At 42.4% G+C, this 21544-nt stretch carries 16 protein-coding genes; 11 read left to right on the top strand and 5 right to left on the bottom strand.

Annotated elements, in window-relative coordinates:
- The first annotated feature begins 48 nt into the window (after nucleotides 1-48).
- The 5 genes from DX130_RS07870 (at nucleotide 49) to DX130_RS07900 (ending at nucleotide 7560) form a co-directional block, all read left to right on the top strand.
- Nucleotides 49-2097, top strand: coding sequence for a methyl-accepting chemotaxis protein (locus tag DX130_RS07870; RefSeq protein WP_116044171.1), 2049 nt, complete (start codon nucleotides 49-51; stop codon nucleotides 2095-2097).
- A gap of 309 nt (nucleotides 2098-2406) precedes the next feature.
- On the top strand, nucleotides 2407-3495 hold the full coding sequence (locus tag DX130_RS07875) for an ankyrin repeat domain-containing protein (RefSeq protein WP_116044173.1): 1089 nt from the start codon (nucleotides 2407-2409) through the stop codon (nucleotides 3493-3495).
- A 301-nt stretch (nucleotides 3496-3796) separates the two neighbouring features.
- Nucleotides 3797-4087 (top strand): hypothetical protein, encoded by a 291-nt coding sequence (locus DX130_RS07880; RefSeq protein WP_116044175.1) that lies wholly within the window; start codon nucleotides 3797-3799, stop codon nucleotides 4085-4087.
- A 990-nt stretch (nucleotides 4088-5077) separates the two neighbouring features.
- Entirely contained in the window at nucleotides 5078-6244 is a 1167-nt protein-coding gene (locus tag DX130_RS07890) for an extracellular solute-binding protein (RefSeq protein WP_116044177.1), read from the top strand.
- 515 nt (nucleotides 6245-6759) lie between these two features.
- The gene (locus DX130_RS07900; protein ID WP_165861195.1) at nucleotides 6760-7560 is read left to right on the top strand and encodes a GNAT family N-acetyltransferase; all 801 of its coding nucleotides are present in this window, start codon (nucleotides 6760-6762) and stop codon (nucleotides 7558-7560) included.
- Nucleotides 7561-8299: 739 nt separating this feature from the next.
- Here the strand turns inward: DX130_RS07900 and DX130_RS07905 are convergent.
- From DX130_RS07905 to DX130_RS07915, 3 genes are all read right to left on the bottom strand, one after another.
- A complete protein-coding gene (locus DX130_RS07905) occupies nucleotides 8300-8815 on the bottom strand; it encodes a CcdC protein domain-containing protein (protein ID WP_116044183.1) in 516 nt (171 codons plus the stop codon).
- Between the two features lie 93 nt (nucleotides 8816-8908).
- Nucleotides 8909-9817: an oxidoreductase gene (locus DX130_RS07910; RefSeq protein ID WP_116044184.1), complete on the bottom strand. Its 909-nt coding sequence runs from the start codon at nucleotides 9815-9817 to the stop codon at nucleotides 8909-8911.
- Nucleotides 9818-9921: 104 nt separating this feature from the next.
- Nucleotides 9922-10494 carry a TetR/AcrR family transcriptional regulator gene (locus DX130_RS07915; protein ID WP_116045825.1) on the bottom strand — a complete coding sequence of 191 codons (573 nt, stop codon included), beginning with the start codon at nucleotides 10492-10494 and terminating at the stop codon, nucleotides 9922-9924.
- A gap of 400 nt (nucleotides 10495-10894) precedes the next feature.
- Here DX130_RS07915 and DX130_RS07920 point away from each other — a divergent pair, with 400 nt between their 5' ends.
- The 6 genes from DX130_RS07920 to DX130_RS07945 all read left to right on the top strand — a co-directional run bounded on the left by DX130_RS07920 (nucleotide 10895) and on the right by DX130_RS07945 (nucleotide 20188).
- Nucleotides 10895-11527 carry an NAD(P)-dependent oxidoreductase gene (locus DX130_RS07920; RefSeq protein WP_116044186.1) on the top strand — a complete coding sequence of 211 codons (633 nt, stop codon included), beginning with the start codon at nucleotides 10895-10897 and terminating at the stop codon, nucleotides 11525-11527.
- A gap of 486 nt (nucleotides 11528-12013) precedes the next feature.
- Nucleotides 12014-14311: an ABC transporter ATP-binding protein gene (locus DX130_RS07925; RefSeq protein WP_240644350.1), complete on the top strand. Its 2298-nt coding sequence runs from the start codon at nucleotides 12014-12016 to the stop codon at nucleotides 14309-14311.
- Nucleotides 14308-14892, top strand: coding sequence for a DUF1854 domain-containing protein (locus tag DX130_RS07930; protein ID WP_116044188.1), 585 nt, complete (start codon nucleotides 14308-14310; stop codon nucleotides 14890-14892). The genes DX130_RS07925 and DX130_RS07930 overlap by 4 nt, the downstream gene beginning before the upstream one ends.
- Before the next feature lie 52 nt (nucleotides 14893-14944).
- The gene (locus DX130_RS07935) at nucleotides 14945-17161 is read left to right on the top strand and encodes an ABC transporter ATP-binding protein (protein WP_116044190.1); all 2217 of its coding nucleotides are present in this window, start codon (nucleotides 14945-14947) and stop codon (nucleotides 17159-17161) included.
- Between the two features lie 141 nt (nucleotides 17162-17302).
- On the top strand, nucleotides 17303-18547 hold the full coding sequence (locus DX130_RS07940) for a multidrug effflux MFS transporter (RefSeq protein WP_116044192.1): 1245 nt from the start codon (nucleotides 17303-17305) through the stop codon (nucleotides 18545-18547).
- A 117-nt stretch (nucleotides 18548-18664) separates the two neighbouring features.
- Entirely contained in the window at nucleotides 18665-20188 is a 1524-nt protein-coding gene (locus DX130_RS07945; protein WP_116044194.1) for an MFS transporter, read from the top strand.
- A 392-nt stretch (nucleotides 20189-20580) separates the two neighbouring features.
- On the opposite strand, the gene DX130_RS07950 is transcribed toward DX130_RS07945, so the two are convergent.
- Nucleotides 20581-21093, bottom strand: a complete 513-nt coding sequence (locus DX130_RS07950) for a GNAT family N-acetyltransferase (RefSeq protein WP_206098776.1) — start codon at nucleotides 21091-21093, stop codon at nucleotides 20581-20583.
- Complete coding sequence (locus DX130_RS07955) at nucleotides 21065-21241, bottom strand: helix-turn-helix domain-containing protein (RefSeq protein WP_240644351.1); 177 nt, start codon at nucleotides 21239-21241, stop codon at nucleotides 21065-21067. The genes DX130_RS07950 and DX130_RS07955 overlap by 29 nt, the downstream gene beginning before the upstream one ends.
- Between the last annotated feature and the right edge of the window lie 303 nt (nucleotides 21242-21544).

A 21544-nucleotide genomic window follows, 5' to 3' on the forward strand; every position in this document is an offset into this window, starting at 1 on the left:
AATCGATTTCACGCCATTGACTTGTTTACAAAATGGAGGTATGAGGTAATGAAAGAACAGGCAAAACCAAAAGAGAAGGATGCATCCACAATTGCTTTAGTGGGCAAGGTGTTTAAGGGTAAGCTTAATAATCGACTAATAGCTTGGTTTCTCGTTGTTTCCCTTATTCCCCTTGTGCTCACCTCAATATTCGTATATGGTACAGCATCTTCTAAATTGATTGAGAGACAAAGTGATGCCTATGTTTCGCTGGTAAAAAGCAGAGCTGAAATGATGGATCAGTTTTTGAAAGAACGTATGAGTGAAATGCGGATACTCGCTAGTACTACTGATATTCGTACAGATGATAACACAAATAAAATGACATTTATCCAAAGTTTAAAAGAGAACGCTCCGCACTATGATGGTAATACATTTATGGGTATAGATGGCATCGTGAAAGCAGACACATTTGAAGGGAGTGTAGGCATTGACTTAGGCATGCGTCCTTTCTTTCAAAACGCAATGGAAGGAAATGAAACCTATACAGAGGTTATTTTAGCAAAGACGACAGGCCAACGCTCGATCATTGTAGCCGTACCTGTAAAGCAGGCGAATGGAAAAGTGTCGGGTGCCTTAACGGGACTTGTCAATTTCGAAGAATTCACGAATGAGATTTTTGATAGCTTGTACATTGATAATGGGGTAGGGTATCCGATCGTCGTAGACAATCAAGGGATGATTCAGCTCCACAAGAATAAAGAATTAATCGGAAAGACGACGGAAGAAGCGAATTTGACGCCTGGTTTAGTTCAAATTTTGGGTCAAAACAAGTCTGAAGCAACGTCTTTTGATTACTCGGATGATGGAAAAAAATATATGGTTGCCTATGCTTCAGTCCCTACCGCAGGATATGACATCTACATGCACATTCCAGAAGATTCGATTACAGCAGCCGTTTCTTCTATTAAATGGACAGTGTTCTTTATCGTAGTTGCGGTCTGTTTAGCTGTCATCCTTCTGGCTTACTTTATCGCGCAGCAGATTACGCGTCCGATCGTTGCGGTTGCGGAAGCGGCGGAACGTGTATCTAACGGTGATCTGAATCAAGCGGAGCTCGCCGTGAAGTCGAGTGATGAGGTCGGCAAGCTGACTAGCGCTGTTAACACGATGATTCGTACGTTGCGTCAGTTTATTCAACAAGTTAGTCGTACATCTGAAAATGTAGCGATATCTGCGGAGGAGCTGTCTGCTAACGCGGAACATACGAGCAAGGCGACAGAACATATTGCAACATCGATTCAAGAGGTCGCAGATGGTTCTGAGCAGCAGGTACATAACGTGGGGGAAAGTGTGCGTTCCATCCATCAAGTTGCCGAAGGGGTACAGCAAATATCAAACAATGCTCAGAGTGTTGCTCTTTCTGCTTTGAACGCTTCGGAAAGTGCGGAGATGGGCAACCGTAGACTACAATCGGTCATGCAGCAAATGCAATCGATACAAAATACGGTTAATACGGTAAATGGCACCGTCAATCAGCTCGGACAGCGCTCGGCTGCCATCGACAATATCGTTCAGGTCATCTCTGGTATTGCGGCTCAAACGAATTTGTTGGCGCTTAATGCTGCGATTGAGGCCGCACGTGCCGGTGAGCATGGACGCGGCTTTGCAGTCGTAGCAGGCGAGGTACGCAAGTTATCCGAGCAATCCGCTCAATCTACGAATCAGATCGCTGAACTGCTCGCTTCCATTCAGAGCGAAACTGCGATAGCGATTGATTCAATAGAAGAGGGCACGCGTGAAGTTGCGATTGGAATGGATGTCGTGAACCAAGCAGGCGCCGCTTTTACTGAGATACTAGAGTCTGTTCAGCAAGTAGCTGCACAAATTCAAGAGGTAACGGCTTATTCCATCCAGATGAACAGCAACACTGAACACGCTGTTGATCAAGTCAATGTGATTACCGAAATTGCAGGACGTTCAGCAGAGGGTACACAAAATGTATCCGCTGCAACGGAGGAGCAACTGGCGGCCATGGAGCAGGTCAGTGCTTCGGCAACATCATTGGCACAGATGGCAGAAGATCTGCAATCTTACTTGCGTCAATTTAAAGTGTAAAAAGTAGGGGCGATAAGCCCCTTTTTACGTGTTGGGGATATAGAAAATAGCAGGGACCTCCAGTATTGCGCTGAATCAGATCAATACAAAGACCGGGGGAAATCAGAAGCGTGGTGCTGCACTAATAAGAAACATGTAGTTGCAACCGCCCCCAGGGTGCGCTTGCGTCCCTTTCAATGGGAGAAATCAATCTACCAACTCTCCCGCGAATCTTACATTAGTCCATATTGGCTGAATTGGTGCTGTGAGCTACAAGCGTCGGTAAAATAATAGCAATTGAAGAACAAACATTTTATACGAGGTGGATCTATGAAGTATTTCGACCCTATAATGGACGATGCATTAAAACGGAATGATTTTGAAGCTGTAAAAGCACTCCTTGTCAACGGTTTTGATCTTACTCCTATACCCGGTTTTGGGACCTATCTAGATCTTGCATGGTCTTACCGTTACCACACTGAGTATGACTTTGAAATTGTAAAATTATTGATTGAATTTGGTGAGAGTCTAAATGATCCTGCTGATCCTTCTATCGTTATGGCAGCTATGCAAGGAAATCTCGAGGAAATGCAATATGTTCTTGATAGAGGAGCAGATATAAACGCTATTACTCATACAAAGGTCTCTGCTCTTTGGACTGCAGCAAATAACAATAATAAGGAAGTAATTCAGTTCTTACTAGACGCAGGAATTGATCTGAAAGCTCATGGAGGAACTGCACTACAAACAGCTGCGTTTAATGGCCATTTAGAAATAGTGAAAATATTAATCGATGCTGGCGCAGATATTAACTATCAATGTTTCGACGGACACCCTGATCTTTCATATACTCCTCTTCACAAGTCAGCCTATGGGTTTGGGCAATTCTCAGTAGTACAATATTTGCTGGAGGCAGGTGCCAACACCCGGCTTAAAAACCATTACGGAGAGAGAGCCGTTCATATCGCGAAAAGGAATAATAAAGAGATTGCGGAACTCATCTCGAAATATGAATCGGCAGATTTACATGACTATGACTTAAAAGTTGAAGAGCTCAAACGTATGAAGCTTCCGAAAGGCATCATACAAGATCTTGGGGATGAAAGAGAGAAAGTAGAACTGCCCCACTCTAGAAGCGTAGATTATCTTATCTATTGTTCTGTATTTGACGTGACGGAGGTAACCTTTAATGGAATTCGCCTTATAAACCTGCTTGCGGAGACAGATGGTTATAGTTCGTATGGAATATTAGTGTGGATTCCATCCAAGAAGGCACTTGGCACATATGATGTTGAACATGAGACGCTTGCAATATTGCATAAAGTAACTTGGAAAGCGTTTAGAAAGTCTCCAGGAAAGTACATCGATTTGATTTTAGATGGGGAGTACGACCCGATTGAGATTGAAGATATTGATTAAATCATTATGATTCTTCCATTGAGGTTGCCTTTGGGTAGCCTCATTATTTGCATTAGGCAATTAAGACCACAAAACAAAAACACCGGAAGAGGCCGCAATCTAGTATAAAGACTAAAAATACCTACTGTTTAAAAAGTGATTGGTAATTGGTAATACAATAATACTACTTACGCACGCCCTTTAGTTTTCCTTATTTTTGTTAATTTGAAGCAACTTTACAATTGTGGGTTGCGTCTAATCATTGGAAATATCATTCTCAATTAAGGAGTGAGTTGACGATGAAAAAATATTTTATCTATTCATGCTCACCATGCTTTTAATTGGCTGTTCGAAAGAAAACAGTGCTTCAGATTCCGAAATGAAAGAAAATAGTGCTACCGAGAAACCGATCGAAACTGTTTTAGAAAGTTCTCCGAAACCAACTGAAATCGCTGTAGACAGTACTGTAAAGCCAACTGAAACCGTGGCTCCAGATCCACCTCCTGCGGAACCTATTGATGAGAGTTTGTATGACGGTGATGAACTGGGTATCGTGAAGACGCTTAATTTTGACCTTTGCATTGGGTCTTCGAGGATTTCTCAAGTAGCATAGAAAGAGAACTGCAAATTAATATCAAATTTGATACCAATTCGGAACAAAATAACTGATTATTTCATTTAACATTTTATGATGATTGACATTAATCACCCAACTATAAAAACTCAATAGTTGGGACTGAACTCATAACGTGAGACAAATCAAAACTCCCTCAAGAAAATAGATCCATGTCGTAAAGATACGGGGATATGGGATAACCTTGGAGGTGTTTTTGCGTTAGCAAACAGAGTCAGCTATTCCGTATATTTAAACACCTTAGAGTCATTCTTTTATTGGTTAAAGTACAAAAGCTACTACAAGGCCAGAAAGGTCTGTTGGGATGATGAACCAGAGGCTGTTAAGGAAGCCGTAAGGCAATATTTAATTGAACAGATGCATTGTAAGATTCGTGGCAGAGATGGGCATGAAGGCGTGTACTTAACGAGTAAAAGTTCCAAAACGGTTCAACTGTTTCTGTCGCTAATAAAGGTTTTTATAAGACCATGATTCGCTTAAAGAAGTATACACAGGCCAAACCACTAATCGATTTAGAGTATAAAGATAGTGTTTCTGAGCAACCAGGGGAAAGGGAGAACAGACCAAGGATGCCACAAGCGACAGGCACCGAGGAACCACTATCTTTCAGAAAGCAAACGAATTCTTATTTTAAGATCATTAATGAAGAATGGGTACCTGAGATCATTGGTGATTGGGGTATATTCAACAACTTCAGGTAGGGATCGCTGAGATGGAAGCAAACGTCGAACGTTTGAAAGAAGAAATACGACATCTTTCAGAACAACGTAATGCCCTAAAGAGAGGCAATCCGGAGCTTTATCTGAAGCTCATCCAGCCCGACTTTTGACGTATTGAAAATAATTTTTGCATGCTACATCATCCCCGATGGGGCAAAAAAGCCTTTCCCAAAACAATTTACTTACCATGACACGTTATGTCATACCAGTTATTGTATGATTATGTCAGTTAGAGAAGGAGTGCATGTAAATGAGATTGGCGGTAACAGTGAGCGATGATAAAAAAAAGAATGTACTTGAATTGGCAAAAAAAACATTTGAGGAGAAGCACAGAGGGACGGTTATCGAGATCGAAACTCTCCCCAGAGAGATTCTCGAGCAGCGTATCCAAGATGGCAATGCCCCTGATCTGATCGAGTGGGACGGTAGCAACATCGGAAACCTTCTCGATTGGAAGATCATTCAGGAACTCACCCCGCTGTTGGAAGATGGATCATTCGACTTGTTGGACTTCTATCCGTCGGTGCTGCAAGCAGTTAAGGATCAAGGGAGAGTTGGAGCCATTCCGGTCATGGCGGAAGTGACAGGGGTTTTCTACAACAAAGCTCTATTCGACCACGCGGGAATCACTTACCCAAAGGAGAATTGGACCTGGGACGAGTTTGTGAAAAAGGCACGAATATTGAACAGCTATGACGTTGACGGAGAAGTAATCCGCTACGGGGCTTATTTGGTCCCGAGGCTTCTTCCGGTGGAACCTCTTGTGTGGAGCAATGGAGGCGCGTTTTTATCCGAGGATGGCATGAGAGCAACTGGTTATCTGGATTCCCCCGAAACCGTGGATACGATTAAAAGGTATCTGGAGATGTATCACCCCCTCGAAGTGACGCCGTTTGAAGACGTGGGTAGGGATACATGGATCTCTTGCTTCAGACATAAGAAGATGGCCATGTATTACGATGCGAACTGGACGATCAAACCAATGGGGCGTGAGCAACAGGAAGAGTTTGGCGTTGTTATGCCTCCTAGTATGGGAGAAGGGCCGCTGCGCAACATTGTACAAGTATATGGATACTGCATTTCCGCACAGTGCCAAGATGTCCAGTTAGCCTGGGCATTTCTTCAGGAGCTTGCTTCACCACATACGGAATCGGGAAGAGAATGGGCTAAACATAATCTGGCGGTGTCGCGTACTGTAGCTGAAATAAGCGGACAGCAGTCCGATCCCTTATATAGCCCTTTTCTCAAATCGTTAGAGAATGCAAGGCAGGGTGCGTTTGATGTGTCCAGCATGAAGCTATGGCGCTTTTGGAACAATGATGTATTCCAAGAATGGATTTTTCGTGAAAATCGGATCAATATAGAGGAGCGCTTAAGAAGAATCGCAAGAGAGTACGACGAAATGCTTCACACTTAGAACGGAACGTGTGGTGAGACAAATGGGCAATATGCATCGAATCCTGTGGTTTGATGAACAAGTGCGGTTTGGGAAGTACCCTAATAGCGGTCATTTGTCGGAGAATTTTGAGATATCCGTCCGGCAAGCCTGTAGGGACATCGAATATTTAACAAATACACTTTCTGCTCCACTGGTATACAATCCTAAAAAGAGAGGGTACCAATACGAGGATAAAACTTATGTACTGCCCGCGCTAATACTGACGGCATCCGATATACAAATGATACAAGCCATAATATCCCACTTAGAACAAACGGCAGCTTTGTTTGGAGCAACCGCATTTTCAGAAAAAGCAGTTGGTCTACTGCAGAATATAATTTCGCACTCTTCCTATGAAGGGGAGAGGGACTAATACAAATAACGAGAAGTGTGGAAAAAAGCTGACGAAAATGATTCTGAATTATCCTTTATATATTTATTAATCAGTTTCCTTTGCAATGATTGAAAAAACATCGTTCAGGGAGGAGATTAGGATGGCATTACAAGTTCGTCCATATTGCGCTGAATTAGAGGATACAGTTAAAAATTTAAGTCACAAAGCATGGATACTTTTTAAGTACAATAAAGATTTCGATCATCAGAGGATGAGTTGTGTATTTAACGAGGACGGTAATTTAATTTGTGTGGGATACTTACGACATGGAATAGCTGACGCTCATGATGTATTCGAAATTGAAATGCCCACTAATGAATTAGCTTCAAATCGCATGAATGAAGTGAGAAAGGCTCTTTACCCTACATTCATAAATACCTGTCAAAAACTGCGTAATCCAAACAAGAAGACAAAGTTGGTTGCATGGAAAGACTTCTATGGTGACAGAGAGTTTTACGAAGAGATAGGTTTTATCCCTTATCAAACATATGTTATAGCAAAACGTTCAATAGAAAAAATCATACCTGGAGTCATAACGCCTGTTGGAGTTAATGTCAAATTTCACTCGATGGAGTCCAAAGAGGAAAGAATCAAATATACCGAATTAGAAAATCAAGTTTATCAAGGTGTTGTATACAGAAGTTTAAATATGTTGGAATGGATGATGGGTGGTCCAGAGTTACATACTATTTCTGCATTTGAAGGTGAAGAACTTGTTGGCAGCGTAATGTGTTGGCAAACTGGCGCAGTTGAAAGATTATTCGTAATTCCTCGATGGCGTAATAAAGGGCTGGGCAAGTTTCTCATAACAAAGGGTTTTGAGTATCATATTAAGAATGGTCGAAACGAAATTTATACGATGGTTAATGAACAGGATAAGGAAGCTATGTTGTTGTTATAGTCAATGGGGTATACCTTTTCTGTAAGAATGGAACTCAAGGCATTGGATGTGTAAAAAAAGGACACAACGATTTCCATTTGGCGGCCAATATTCCGTCAACGTGGAACGATAGCGCCACTCAGGCTACCGGTATAATCGGGCGTCCTGTTGATGGATCGTAAAGCAGTAGTCGGCCACTTGACATGGCTGGCTTTTTTTAATATGTCTTATATCTGTGATAATTGGAGTTTTTTTAATGTTCGAAAAAAACCACCATATAATGTGTAACAATATATGGTGGATGTCAAGAATATGGGCCGATTGAATACCGCGTAATTCGCGGTTTTTTTGTTTTATAGGAACAAATTCTTGTCAATCCCAAATGTCAAGAACTTGTACCCATTGCCGATATGTTCTAAGAATATGTTCCTATAGCCGACGTTGGTAATTAGCCATGTTACCATTTCAAAGTATAACAGCGAACAGGGCTGATTGGCGTGTATAGAGACGAATCGTTTCGCTTGTTGGTATGGCTGAGACAGGCGGCAAAGTGTGAATACAGCTTGCAGTGATATACAACTTTACTCATTCACGAACTTTCTGAGATTGTCTTGAGGAGCGCTGCAGGTGATTAGGCATGATAATAGAAAGGGGTGAATATTAGGAAACGATTCAAAAAAAACCACATGGAGTTTTTTACACTCACATGTGGTTTTTAACGCTCTATATAAACCAAACGTTAATTAAATTTCTAAGGTCACTATTGCAAGCTGACCTGTTTGACGCTGTTGCGAAGAACGAATATGGAGTACCCGATGTAGTAGGTGACTAGAATATAGAAGACGAGAGCGGTCCACGGATCTGTAATGAATTGTTTGAAATGCATAGCCTTTGCACCTACCGCTGCATTACCACTTGTGAACATGATCAAGACGCTGTAAGCGATTCTCCCTACAAACAAAGCGACGACGAATGCTTCAATAGCGATATGCGTACGATAATAAATCGTTTTTTCCCGTTGCTCAAACCGTAAATACCGAATTGCAAAATAGACGACAATCGCACCTAATGCCAAGCCAATGGCATCAAAGGCGAACAACTGTGGTTTGAAGGAAGCTGCGTACAATAACAGGATACTAATGGCGGCAAATAAGCCGATTCTAATTTTCAGTGCCCTTGGCTTGAAAGGCTGGAACCCTACAGTACGTCTAAATCTGCGATAGAGCATGAAAAAGACGATTAGAACGGGAATCGCATAGTGAGTTAATAATTCCATCTGAGCATCCACTCCTAGGTGTAGTTTCTTTTCAAGATTATTAAAATCAGTGGGATAGTGTGATATCCATACTTAAATGAGAGCTCATAATACCTAAAATTGATAATGGACATCTGTTAACTTTTCAGAAACAGACCAAAGCTTTTCCGCAAGTTGTAAGTCTAAAGATTTCTTAGGAAAGTCCACTAGCACAGGGGTTTTATCTTTGAATGGGTTCATTCGTAATCCAATGTAGTTTTCGCCGGTCACTTTGTCATCTGTGGCAGCAATGAGTGACGGCCAAGCCGATATATCAGGCGTAGTTCCCAACAACTTCATTAATAGCTGGGCGGATCCTTTCAATCCCGAGGACGTATTTCTACTGATCCGAGTAGGGCTCGTCCCAGGATGTACGGCGATAGAAGTTACATTTTTGTGTTTTACTCGACGATTTAACTCGCGTGCAAATAAAATGTTCGCAAGCTTAGAACGGTTATATCCAGCTATAGGTCTATATTTTTTATCCATGTTCAAATCTGAAAAATCAATATGCCCCATTTGTGAGGAGAGTGCACTAACCGTAACTATTCGACCATTTTGGGTTTCGATTAATGGTAATAACAGACCCGTTAATGCAAAGTGCCCAAGGTGATTGGTTCCAAGGTGCATCTCAAAACCATCAACTGTTAATTCACGTGTTGGTACAGACATGATTCCCGCATTATTGATCAAAATATCAATTCCAGATAAGCTTTTTGTCATGATATTGGCAAAATGTCGAACGGATTGCAGCTCAGCTAAGTTTAATTGATGTACCGAGACCTGGATGTGAGGTGCAGTTTCTTTCATTTTGATTACGGCATCTTCTCCACGTTTGATATCTCGACTTCCAATAATCACATTAGCTCCATGCTTCGCTAGTTCAAGTGCTGTATAATAACCGACTCCACTGTTACCTCCAGTTACAATTGCGGTTTTTCCTTGTAGGTTTGGAATTTGATCTGGCGTCCATTGCGCTATCATAAAATCCCCCCATTATATAATAAAAGAACGTTCATTTATTAAAAAGGTAAAAAACAAAGCGAGATAAGCGTGTATCATCGCTATGTGTTGTTTGGACAATGGGTCTAGGCTTTTATAGCATCCCAGCTCATCTTGATTGAAGCATCCAATTGATGTTTTTCAATTATCGTTCCTTTTTTTAAATGACCTTTAGCCAACTCTGCTAAAGGTAAGATGGAGTGTGCAATTAAAAGATCTACATTTTCTTGTTTAAACAACCCTTGTTTTTTCCCGTTTTCAAACATATTGAAAACAGGCATGAACTGGCTCGCTGTATCCTCCATGCACCATTTCTGAGGTAAGGGTGAATTCATTATTTGCTCCAAGAACAAAAAATATTCCTTATTTGTTTGGATAAAATCAACGTAGTTGCGGAGTATAGCATCAAAGTGTTCCTTAACGCTTTGGGAATCTTCTATTCCCTGAAACATATTTTCACTCATTTTTCCTTTAATCTTTAAATAGGTTTTGTAAAGTAAATCCTCCTTGTTTTCATGGTAAATATAAATGGTTGCGGAAGATACGTTTGCTCTTTTAGCTATTTTAGATATCGATGTTTCGGCAAAACCCATACCATTGACGAGCTCTATAGTCGCATCGAAAATGGCTTCTACTTTGTTATCATCTCTAGGCCTCATACGCAAATAATAAATGATCGTTTATTTAAAGTCAATAAATCAAAAGTATCCAAGCAAAGGATCACATTATAACTGTAAAGGTACTGAAAAAGTCGTGCTGATTAAAGGACTTCTAATCATTACGGCAGGTAGAAATGAAAGGAACAAATGATTGTTTTAACTAGGGATAGGGTTGAATTTCAGATAATTTAAGTGTAACACTTCAGATGCTAAGTAAGGTTTAGCCAAGCATTTAAATCGTTTGACAAGCTGCTTTGGACAGTTTTTAGATGTAACTGCATAGGTATACAAAGGAAGTTGACGATAAATGAACAATCATTTATTATATGACCGTGAGACAGCGATGCTTTCAAAAATGTCGATCTTTGAGACATAAATAAGGAATGCGGGTGAGTTGAACATGAAAATTGCCATTTTTGGTGCAAGTGGAAGCACAGGGCTAAGGTTAATTGAACAAGCAATAGAAAGAGGATATTCAGTTACTGCTTTTGTACGTGATTCAAAACGGATGATGATTCATCATGATCATTTAACCATTTTGGAAGGCAGTGTCTTTAATACGCATGAGGTGGAATTAGCTATTCAGGGGCAAGATGCAGTGATTGTAGCGCTCGGTGCCAATTCAAGCAGTCCCGCAGATATTTGTGCCAAGGCGACGTTGAACATCGTAAATGGAATGAAAAAACATCAGGTCAAGAGAATTATTGTATTAACTGGCTTCGGTACCAGTCCGGCCAGTAGAAGGCAACTGGGTTGTGTAATGAGAATAGTCGTTAAAACGATATCACTCCTCATGTATCGAGAATTTACAGACAAAGAAAAGCAAGATGAAGTCGTGCGGCAAAGCGGGCTGAATTGGACGATTGTACAGCCGCCCAAGCTCACGGATGGGCTGAAAAAAGGAGAATTTAAGCATGGTTCATTTCGACCTTCTATGCTAGCTCAAATATCCCGTTCCGATGTCGCGACTTTTATGCTTGATGAGGTTGAACACTCACGTTATATTAACCAGTCGACCTATCTTCATGATTAAGCACTTGAAAATGGCCCTAATGAAAGTAAAATAACGAATCGTTTTAGGAAATACCCCAAGCTGCCAAAGGTGCTTATGTAAACAAACTGCACCTTTGGTTCTGTTTGTATAAATTTTGTGAAAATTGACCTTAACGGATGCTCGTCTTCTACGTAGAACAGCAGTGGACTTTTTTATTTTACAATTTATTAAATTTAATCGTATACAATGTGTACAATACTTTAATATACAATTATTTTAGTGTCAATATCTTTGTTGACGAAGTAGAATGGCGTTCAGAAGCCAAGCAACGGGAGAAATGCGATAGTTTTCTGCTCCTTAAGCCTTTTCAGGGGAGGGTATGCATGCTTTTCGCTAGGGGAGAGTCACTTTATTTATTATACTTTATATACAAAAAAGTTGACAAAACAAAAAACCAGAAATAAGATATTGAAGCATTCTAATATGAGTTTGTGAATCACAAAAGTTTGTATATGGATACTGCCGATGGAGTTGATGACTATTCGATCTAAAGAGAAATTAACCATACTGCAGCAGGAGGGATGGTTAGAGAAGGATATCCTGTTCGAGATGATATGCGATCGTACGTCAGACGGGTATTTTCTCGATACATACATGGCCTTGTCCAGGCACAAGCTGCTGATTGCCAAAAGTATCAAAGAACCGGAACATGAAAAAACCTACAGGGGCTACCCGCAGTTGGTCCAAAATAATTCCTCTCAGGAGGAAGGTGAATGGTCGGTTCAGACGTTTGAAATCAAAGATATCGAATCCATATTCATGGTTAACCTTGTTGCATCAGGCATGCTGGTGATGAAGGCACCTCAGGAGCGTATCATTGCGACATTTACGAATGGACTCATGAGTAAGGCATCCAGGTTTACCGTCATCTTCGAGAAACTGAAACACGGGGAAGAGCTGGATAGTGAGCTGCTCGAAGATGAGACTGTCAATGGCTCTTGTCCAACTTGCGGGAGAATGTACCCGGAAGAAGGCAGGGAAATTTGTCCGAAATGCATGAAGAAAGGCGCTTTGGTTCTCCGACTGTTATCGTTTGTGAAGCCTTACAAATTCTCAGCCCTGCTCATTATTTTCTTAATGTTACTGAATTCCGCGAGTGGACTGGTCATTCCTTATTTGACTGGTACAGCTTTGTTCGATCAGGCCCTTAAAGGAGAAGGTTATTTTGCCGATCAGATTGGGCTGGTCATCTTGCTTGTCATTGTTTTTCGAACCTTATCCCTATTATCAGGTGTCCTATTCAGTACTCTCAATGTGAGAATGGTTGCCAACCTTGTATTCGATCTGAAATCCGTTATCTTTACTGCGATGCAGCGCTTGTCACTGAACTTTTTTCAGCGGAAGCAGACAGGACAACTCATAACTCGGATGAATTACGATTCAGCCGAGCTGCAAATTTTTTTAATAGATGTCTTTTCTTACTTTATCGTGAATGCCATGAATATCATCGGTATTACTATCATTCTGTTAGTACTGGATTGGAAACTTACATTAATTTGCTTTTTACCGCTTCCGATCGTTTTTTATCTCATACAAAAGGTATACCCTAAGCTGTTACGTCTATCATCGCGAACACACCGCCGTATGTCTGCGATGAACTCCATCATAAGCGACTCTATTAAAGGGGTCCGAGTCATAAAGGCTTTTGGCATGGAGCATCGGGAGATGGAACGATTTCAACGGACAAACGTGCATTTCTCCAGCGCAGAGCAAAATTACAATCGTTTGAGCGGCACAATCTTTCCCATGCTTAATGCTTTAACCCAAATGGGCGGCATGTTTATCTGGGCATTTGGGGGCTGGATGGTGCTTAAAGGTGAAATTTCATTCGGGCTTATGCTGACCTTTGTCCACTATATGTATATGTTATATGGTCCCATCGAGTTTATGAACAATATCGTAGGTTGGTGGTCTCGATGTGTAACGGCTTCGCAGCGGTTGTTTGAAATTCAAGATGCCAACCCGGATGTGAAGGAAAAGGAGAACGCGATCCGGATTCCGGTCATGAAGGGGAATATACAAGTAACAAATGTTGTATTTGGCTATGAGCCCAATAAATCCATCCTGAAGAATGTTACGTTGCAGGTGAAGGCCAAACAAATGCTAGGTGTTGTCGGACATTCCGGAGCCGGCAAATCAACACTCGTTAATCTCATTTCTCGGCTGTACGATGTGAACGAAGGTGCGATTACCATCGACGGTGTGAACGTAAAAGATTTAGCTGCCGAGTCGTTACGGTCCAACATTGGCATTGTATCTCAGGATGTGTATGTGTTCTCGGGTAGTATTGCCGAAAACATTGCGTACGCCAATCCGGATTGCACCGTCATGGATATTATTCATGCTGCTAAAGTCGCCAATGCCCATGATTTTATCGAGAAGCTTCCCGATGGCTACGATACGATCGTAGGAACGGGGGGCTACAATTTATCGGGTGGTGAAAAACAGCGCTTGTCTATTGCACGAGCGATTCTGCATAACCCGCAAATACTGATTCTGGATGAGGCGACAGCTTCTTTGGATACGGAGACTGAACTGCAAATTCAGGAGGCATTAGATAAGTTGATTCGAGGAAGAACAACAATTGCGATCGCACATCGACTCTCTACACTTCGTAAGGCAGACTACTTGGTCGTGATGGATCAAGGCAAGGTCGTGGAAGAAGGAACACATGACACGTTGATGGGTACCGAAGGTGCTTATTATAAATTGGTGAAAAAGCATGATGAAGCTTTGAAGATGAGTGAGGTGATTTCAGTATGAGTGCGTCTGAGACTCGAAAGAAGGTGACTTCAGCCCAGACGGCAGAGCGGCTGAAGGAAGAAGAGACAGCGGGTTCGCTATCCGATGCTGCAGACGTTTACTATCTGACGAAGGATAATGCAGCCTTTCATAAAACGGAAGGTCAAATGTTGGCGGTAACAATCATGGAAGAGACGCATTCGGCCGTCTATGTACATAGCTCCTTCCCGCATACGAATAAACACATGTTTTTGTCTGTCCGGACTTTGGAAAATAGGGAAATTGGCATGATCCGCAGTCTGGATGATTTTTCAGAAGACACGCAGCAACTACTGAAGGAACAGTTGCACATTCGTTATTTTACCCCGGAAATTCGTAAAGTGATTTCCGTGAAAGAGGAGTTTGGCTACTCCTATTGGGAAGCGGAGACTTCTGCTGGTTTATGTCGGTTCACGGTCAGAGGCGGTGGAAGCCATGCCAAACTGGTCACTCCTGATCGCCTGCTTGTGACGGATGTGGACGGCAATCGGTTCGTCATTCAGGATATAAGCAAGTTGACGGATAAGGAGTTTCGGATGGTAGAAATGTGCATGTATGGATAGTTGGGCCCATCACCTGCATACAGAACGGTCAAGAAAGAGATGGTGAGAGCCGATGAATATCAATTATTCGCTTACAGAGCAAGATAGAATTGCTGCAACGAAGGCTGTCGGAGCAGAAATTGAATATTGTGTCCCAGCTAACCTGTCGCTGCTTGGCTATCGTACAGCAGGCTCTCTGGTCATTGGGGAGAAGAAGTGGGCTTACATTGAGCATGGACAAGCAAAGGAAGTCGGTGTCATTACGGACTCATGGGCATACAAGGTGATCCCGCTCATCGGTAATGTGGTGCTTGAGACTGAAGATGAGCAGGGAAAGCGTGTCCTCGTTCGCTCAACGATGGAGCATGCCGCCCGCTTTGCCTATATGGCACAGGTACTGAATGATAAATCTGCATCCCGTCAAATCCGAATTTTTAATCATGAAGAGGAAGTCACCTGTGTAAAGTGTGGCGGGGGATTAGTAGAAGGAACCCGCGTATGTCCAAGATGCACAAGTAAGTCCGCGGCTTTCAAAAAGTTGTTTCATGTCTCGAAGTTTCATTGGAGGTCGCTTGCAATCGGTCTAATTGTCATGATTGCAGCTTCTGCGATCGCACTGACAGGACCTTATTTTCAGGAAGTTCTCATTAACGGTGTTTTGCGACCACCTGATGGGCAAAGTCCAAGCATGCGACTGTTTTATCTAGCACTTGCCGCCATGATTGGCGGACTTGTAATCGGAGAATTGCTGTCCATTGTCCGGGCGCGTGTCATGGCTAATGCCAGCTCCAACATTGTCGCCGATCTGCGCAAAATGGTGTATGAGAGAATCCAAAACCTGTCTCTGGGCTTCATGACCTCCCAAAGGGCGGGTGATGTGATGAACAGGGTCACTGCGGATACAGATCGTATCCGGCAACTGATTCAGGAGCTATGCACAACAGCAATCTATCAACTCATTTTGCTGGTTGCTGCTAGTGCCTTGCTCTTTAGTGCTGACTGGCGTTTAGCATGTGTGGTGCTGCTGCCTGCTCCTATTGTAGCCTACATCAACATGTATTTATGGAAGCATGTGTTGTGGAAGTTATATGAAAAGCAGTGGGCCATCTATGACCGGGGGACCTCATTCATGCATGATGTACTGAGCGGCATCCGGGTCGTCAAGGCGTTCGGCAAGGAAGAGCGAGAGATTAAAAAATTTCGCACGCTTCATCGTGAATTTGCCAACGCTACCATAAAGAGTGAAACCCTGTTCAACATGATCGCTCCAATCACCAACTATTTGATTCAGCTCGGTCAATATGTTGTACTGCTGCTTGGTTGCAATATGATTTTGGACAATCAGATGAATGTAGGCGAATTGGTCAAGTTCAGCATGTATGCGACCATGGTGTTTGGCCCGATTTCCTGGATGATGTTTATGCCACGATGGGTCGCTAATGGTTTGATTTCGATTGACCGTGTATTTTCGGTCATTGATGAACAGCCGGAGGTGCTGGAGGCTGAAAAGGCGGTTAAGCATAAGATTCGCGGGACCATTTCATTCCGTCATATTTATTTTGGCTATAAGTCCCATGAGCCAGTGTTGAAGGACGTATCCTTTGATATTCATGAGGGGGAAATGATCGGTTTGGTGGGTCACTCAGGTTCCGGAAAGTCGACTCTGATTAATCTCGTCTCGCGTTTTTATGATGTGAATGAGGGACAAATTACAATGGACGGTATAGATATCCGGAACATCCAGCAGGATGATTTGCGTTCACAGATCGGTGTCGTGCTTCAGGAGACCTTCTTGTTCACAGGGACCATACTGGATAATATCCGGTACTCCAAACCGGATGCGACACATGAAGAAGTCATTCGGGCTGCGAGAATCGCCAATGCTCATTCCTTTATCATGAATCTGCCGGATGGTTACGATACGTTGCTTCAAGAAAACGGAAACAATATATCCGGTGGTGAGCGCCAGCGTCTGGCGATTGCAAGGGCAATTCTGAATGATCCCCCGCTGCTTATTCTAGACGAAGCGACCTCTGCGCTCGACATTGAGACAGAGGGTCTCATCCAGGAGGCACTACAACGGGTTATGCGAGGACGAACGACCATTGCAATTGCCCATAGGCTGTCGACGCTTCGCCATGTTGACCGGCTTGTCGTACTGGAGAAGGGGAGAATTGCGGAGATGGGTTCTCATGCCGAGTTGATGGAGAAGAAGGGCATTTACTATAAGCTGATTACGGCTCAAAGGAAGATGTCAAAGAAAAATCAAAGTGAAGAGCTGACCGGTTAAGGTCAACTGCAGATCATTTGCGATTTTGTTCTGATTTCATACGATGCGCTCCGTATTCGCTGGTGTTAAACGTACATCCTCCAAGTCATTATGAAGAATACGAAAGGTAATAGGGGACATTTAAGAAAGGGATTGATACTTATGTTAACAACAAGCACAACTTCAGAACCTAAATCAAAGTCAAAGCGACTTCTTATTGCTATCATTTTAGGCACACTTGCCGGGATCGGACCTTTGAGTATTGATATGTATTTGCCAGCACTGCCGGCCATCTCGCTAGATTTGGAGGCGTCAGCTTCATTAGCACAGCTCAGTTTAACGGCAACACTTATCGGTATCGCTCTAGGACAATTGATCTTAGGCCCGATCAGTGATTGGAAAGGGCGCCGTGCTCCGCTGCTAATCGGAATGAGCTCTTATGCCATCATTTCTTTGTTGTGTGTCGTTGCGCCTAATATCACCTTCTTTATTGTACTTCGGTTTATCCAAGGTGTTGTTGGATCTGCGGGTATCGTTATTGCTTTCGCGAGCGTGCGAGATCTCTATTCGGGACCGGAATTAACAAAGTTTTTAGCCTTGTTGATGCTTGTAAATGGGACAGCTCCCATTATTGCACCAATAGCTGGAGGGGAGATTGTAACCCTTACCTCTTGGCGAGGTGTATTTGTCGTTTTAGCTATTTTAGGGGTGGCCTTGTTTACTGCCGTATTCTTTGGTCTTAAAGAAACGCTGCCTGTAGAGCGACGTTCAGAAGGCGGACTTGCTCATACGCTAATTACCTACCGAGGGTTGCTTGGTAATCCCGGTTTTATGGGATATGCCTTCACACAGGGATTCATTATGGCAGCCATGTTTGCTTATATTTCGGGGTCGTCTTTTGTCTTGCAGGAATTGTACGGCATGACTCCACGCGAATTCAGTCTTGTTTTCGCTTCGAACGGAATTGGTGTCATCCTGACTACGCAAATTGCTAGCCGACTCGCGGGGAAAGTTGCTCCACGCAAGCTGCTGATGGCAGGGCTCATGATTGCCATGACAGGGGCGCTCTTATTAATCGCTTCTGTAACCTTTTTAGCCTCTTTACCCGTTGTTCTTGCCGGTTTCTTTTTCATTGTTTCCAGTGTGGGACTTGTGATGAGCACGTCCACATCACTCGCTCTTCAGGATCAGGGAGGTACTGCAGGAAGCGCCTCGGCGTTGCTGCTTAGTATGTCATTCGTACTTGGAGGAATCGCTGCCCCCCTAACAGGCTTAGGTGGTAAAGAGACAGCAGCCCCTATTGCGATCGTCATCACGGGATTGGTTGTCGCGGCGATTACGAGCTATATGTTGCTTATTCAAAAGTCGTCTAGAGCAATGAAAACAAAGTCATTTAAGAATAAATAATGTAAGTACGTCATTTGAATGACATCCGACATCCGTGTTATTCCTGAGATCATGCAGGAACTAATGAGGATCCTAGCTACAAGCAAACGATAAATATTTAGACTAAGGGGATTACAGATGACAAACGAATATGCTCAAGTTGTTAATGACATGCCTAAGGCTACATGGCGTGAATGGTTGGGCTTGGTACCTTTGACTTTAGCACTTTTTATGCTGGCAACAGATATGACCATACTGTTTCTTGCCATGCCATCCATTGCTGCCGACTTAGCACCGAGCGCTACACAAATGCTCTGGATTATTCATGTAGGTGAATTGTTGGCGGTGGGATTTTTCTTGACGATGGGACGTTTGGGGGATCGTATTGGTAGGAAGCGATTGCTTATTATCGGGGTAACAGTATACGGACTAGCCTCCATTGTTGCTGCATTTTCCACAGAATCATGGATGTTAATTGCTTCACGGGCACTTCTCGGTGTAGCTTCAGCAACGGTCATGCCATCTACGATGTCGCTATTGCGAAACATGTTTTTCGACCAGAAGCAATTTTCAGTGGCTATTGCTATTATTATGAGCTCATACTCTGCTGGTATGGCCCTTGGTCCTCCAATAGGAGGCATACTCTTAGATCATTTTTGGTGGGGAGCGGTATTTCTTGTTAATGTTCCTGCTGTCCTTGTATTGTTAGTAACTGCACCTCTTCTTCCCGAGTACAGCGATAAGAATTCTCCACGTATGGATTTAGTTAGCGTACTGTTGTCGTCACTGGCATTAATCACCTTTATTTATGCTTTGCAAGAAATGGCTAGTCATGGTTTAAAAATACTTTACTTTGGTCTAATTGGCCTTAGTATAGCCATTGGGTATCTATTCATAAATCGACAGATGCGCACTAAAGATCCATTGCTAGATTTGTCTATGTTTAAAATTCCAGTATTAACTTATTCATTAATTGCACGAGTATTTTTATCATTGTTAATTGTAGGTGAGAGCATGCTTTTTGCCCAACATCTACAAGTGATTGGGCTTTCACCCACAGAGGCGGGGCTCTTGCTGATTATTCCAGCAATTTTTTCAATTGCGGGTACTTTAGTGTCTCCTGTGCTTACAAGGTGGATGCGTCCAACCTATGCTATGGTATCTAATCTGCTCATTGCAGGAATTGGCGCATTTTTACTTGCCTTGACGGTTCATACGGCCGATATAGTTCTCTTGATGATTGGTGCATCGTTGATGGGGATTGGCGTTGGACCGACCATTACCATTGCCAGTGATCAAATTATTTCCAGTGTACCTCAAGAACGTGCGGGTACTGCTTCAGCGTTGAGTGATGTTAGCAGTGGGCTGGGATCTGTATTGAGTGTTTCCATTATTGGAAGCGTCGGAATGCTCATTTATCGTTGGAATTTAACAGATGTAATACCGACTGGAGTGCAGCCAGAAATAGCAAGTTCGGCTATGGAAAGCGTAGGAACAGCTCTTGCAGTATCAGATGGGTTACCCGAAATGCTTCAAGCCGTACGGTTTTCCTCTACCGGTGCACTTCAATCTGTATATGGGCTCGTTACAATCGGTTTCTTAGCCTTAGTCATTTTTGTTTTATGGAAACTCAGACTCCGAAACCCGTCCGTTGGAAACTAAGTCATTTGAGAATGAATACTGAAAGGGTACGTCTGCTGAATGGCGAGCGTTTTATTGCTAAGATCGTTTTCTCATGAAGGATTCATTTTAGATAATTCAAGTTCTTCTGGGATCTTGAAGCTAATGACAAATGAGGATATTCTTGCAACCGCCTATTCAGCGGACATTTCTTGAAGGGTGATGACCTCTACTTTTTTTCAATCTTTGTGCCGAGTTACTAAAAAAAAATAAAAAATTTGACTTGTAAATCTATTTATGAAGGCCATTGACAATCCTTTGCTACTGTTTCGGAACTAACTAGACAGTTAGATCCGGATGGTGAAGGCATCCAGTTCTCCAGCAAAATTTAAAGGCATATTACATGATCAATTGTTTTTTACTTTGTATTATGCTCATTTTGTTCTCTCTACAGAATACAGAAAAAATTCCATGTCTATATTCCTAAAATTCTGAGTATCTTTATCAATCATATTCATACCGTTTCGAACAGCAACTTTTTGAGAGGCTATATTTGTGTCCCTAATAGAATAAACCCTATTTACATTAAGAACTGAGAATGCGTATTCCTTGCAAGCAATTGCCGCTTCTGTTGCGTAACCTTTGTGCCAATACGCTTTTTGAAACAAAAATCCTATTTCCAAAATTTCTTTTTCTCTCCAGCCTTGCATTGTCAAGCCACATTGACCAATCATTTCGTTTGTTTCTTTTAATACAACAGCCCAAAGTCCAAAACCATACTCTTCATATCTTTTAAGATGCCTGTTAAGCCAATTTTGTGCTTCTTCTAAGTTGAATGCACTTTCATAAGCAGCACGCATTACTTCCTCATCACACAATATTCCGCACAATGCATCATAATCGGACTGCACCATTTCTCTAATTATAAGACGTTTTGTTTCTATCAAAATCTCCCACCTTTCTATATCGGCATTGACCATTTTTGCGTTCAGGAGGAGGAGGGAACCCAACGGATTCATAATAACGCAGCGTCGAGGCATTAATCTCTGCCTTTGCCGCGAGCTGACCAATACTCAATCCAGCTATAACAATCACCTATTGACTTAAAGTTAGCTTTAAGTTTTATGATTGCATTATAACTTTCTTGGAAGATGATGTAAATGAAAAAGGGCAGTTGGCTTGCCGGTCATTGGAATATTAGGGGCATGCGCTTTATGCTGCGCGCTGCCGCTTATTGGAGGTCTAGCTGTTATAGGGAAGGGATATCCTCCTTCTTTTTGAATCCGTTTGTTATTGCTGATGTCGCGCTTATACTCATCGTAGTTGCCATCATGATTTATCATAGACGAAAAACAAATGGAGCCACTTGTATGTCAACAGGATGTGGTTGCAACTCTT

Source organism: Paenibacillus paeoniae (assembly GCF_003388735.1).
In the GTDB taxonomy this organism is placed as follows: Bacteria; Bacillota; Bacilli; order Paenibacillales; family Paenibacillaceae; genus Pristimantibacillus; species Pristimantibacillus paeoniae.

Coding starts and splice junctions, on each gene's coding strand:
- DX130_RS07870 (WP_116044171.1), top strand. CDS start 49: ATGAAAGAACAGGCAAAACCAAAAGAGAAGGATGCATCCACAATTGCT.
- DX130_RS07875 (WP_116044173.1), top strand. CDS start 2,407: ATGAAGTATTTCGACCCTATAATGGACGATGCATTAAAACGGAATGAT.
- DX130_RS07880 (WP_116044175.1), top strand. CDS start 3,797: ATGCTCACCATGCTTTTAATTGGCTGTTCGAAAGAAAACAGTGCTTCA.
- DX130_RS07890 (WP_116044177.1), top strand. CDS start 5,078: ATGAGATTGGCGGTAACAGTGAGCGATGATAAAAAAAAGAATGTACTT.
- DX130_RS07900 (WP_165861195.1), top strand. CDS start 6,760: ATGGCATTACAAGTTCGTCCATATTGCGCTGAATTAGAGGATACAGTT.
- DX130_RS07905 (WP_116044183.1), bottom strand. CDS start 8,815: ATGGAATTATTAACTCACTATGCGATTCCCGTTCTAATCGTCTTTTTC.
- DX130_RS07910 (WP_116044184.1), bottom strand. CDS start 9,817: ATGATAGCGCAATGGACGCCAGATCAAATTCCAAACCTACAAGGAAAA.
- DX130_RS07915 (WP_116045825.1), bottom strand. CDS start 10,494: ATGAGGCCTAGAGATGATAACAAAGTAGAAGCCATTTTCGATGCGACT.
- DX130_RS07920 (WP_116044186.1), top strand. CDS start 10,895: ATGAAAATTGCCATTTTTGGTGCAAGTGGAAGCACAGGGCTAAGGTTA.
- DX130_RS07925 (WP_240644350.1), top strand. CDS start 12,014: ATGGAGTTGATGACTATTCGATCTAAAGAGAAATTAACCATACTGCAG.
- DX130_RS07930 (WP_116044188.1), top strand. CDS start 14,308: ATGAGTGCGTCTGAGACTCGAAAGAAGGTGACTTCAGCCCAGACGGCA.
- DX130_RS07935 (WP_116044190.1), top strand. CDS start 14,945: ATGAATATCAATTATTCGCTTACAGAGCAAGATAGAATTGCTGCAACG.
- DX130_RS07940 (WP_116044192.1), top strand. CDS start 17,303: ATGTTAACAACAAGCACAACTTCAGAACCTAAATCAAAGTCAAAGCGA.
- DX130_RS07945 (WP_116044194.1), top strand. CDS start 18,665: ATGACAAACGAATATGCTCAAGTTGTTAATGACATGCCTAAGGCTACA.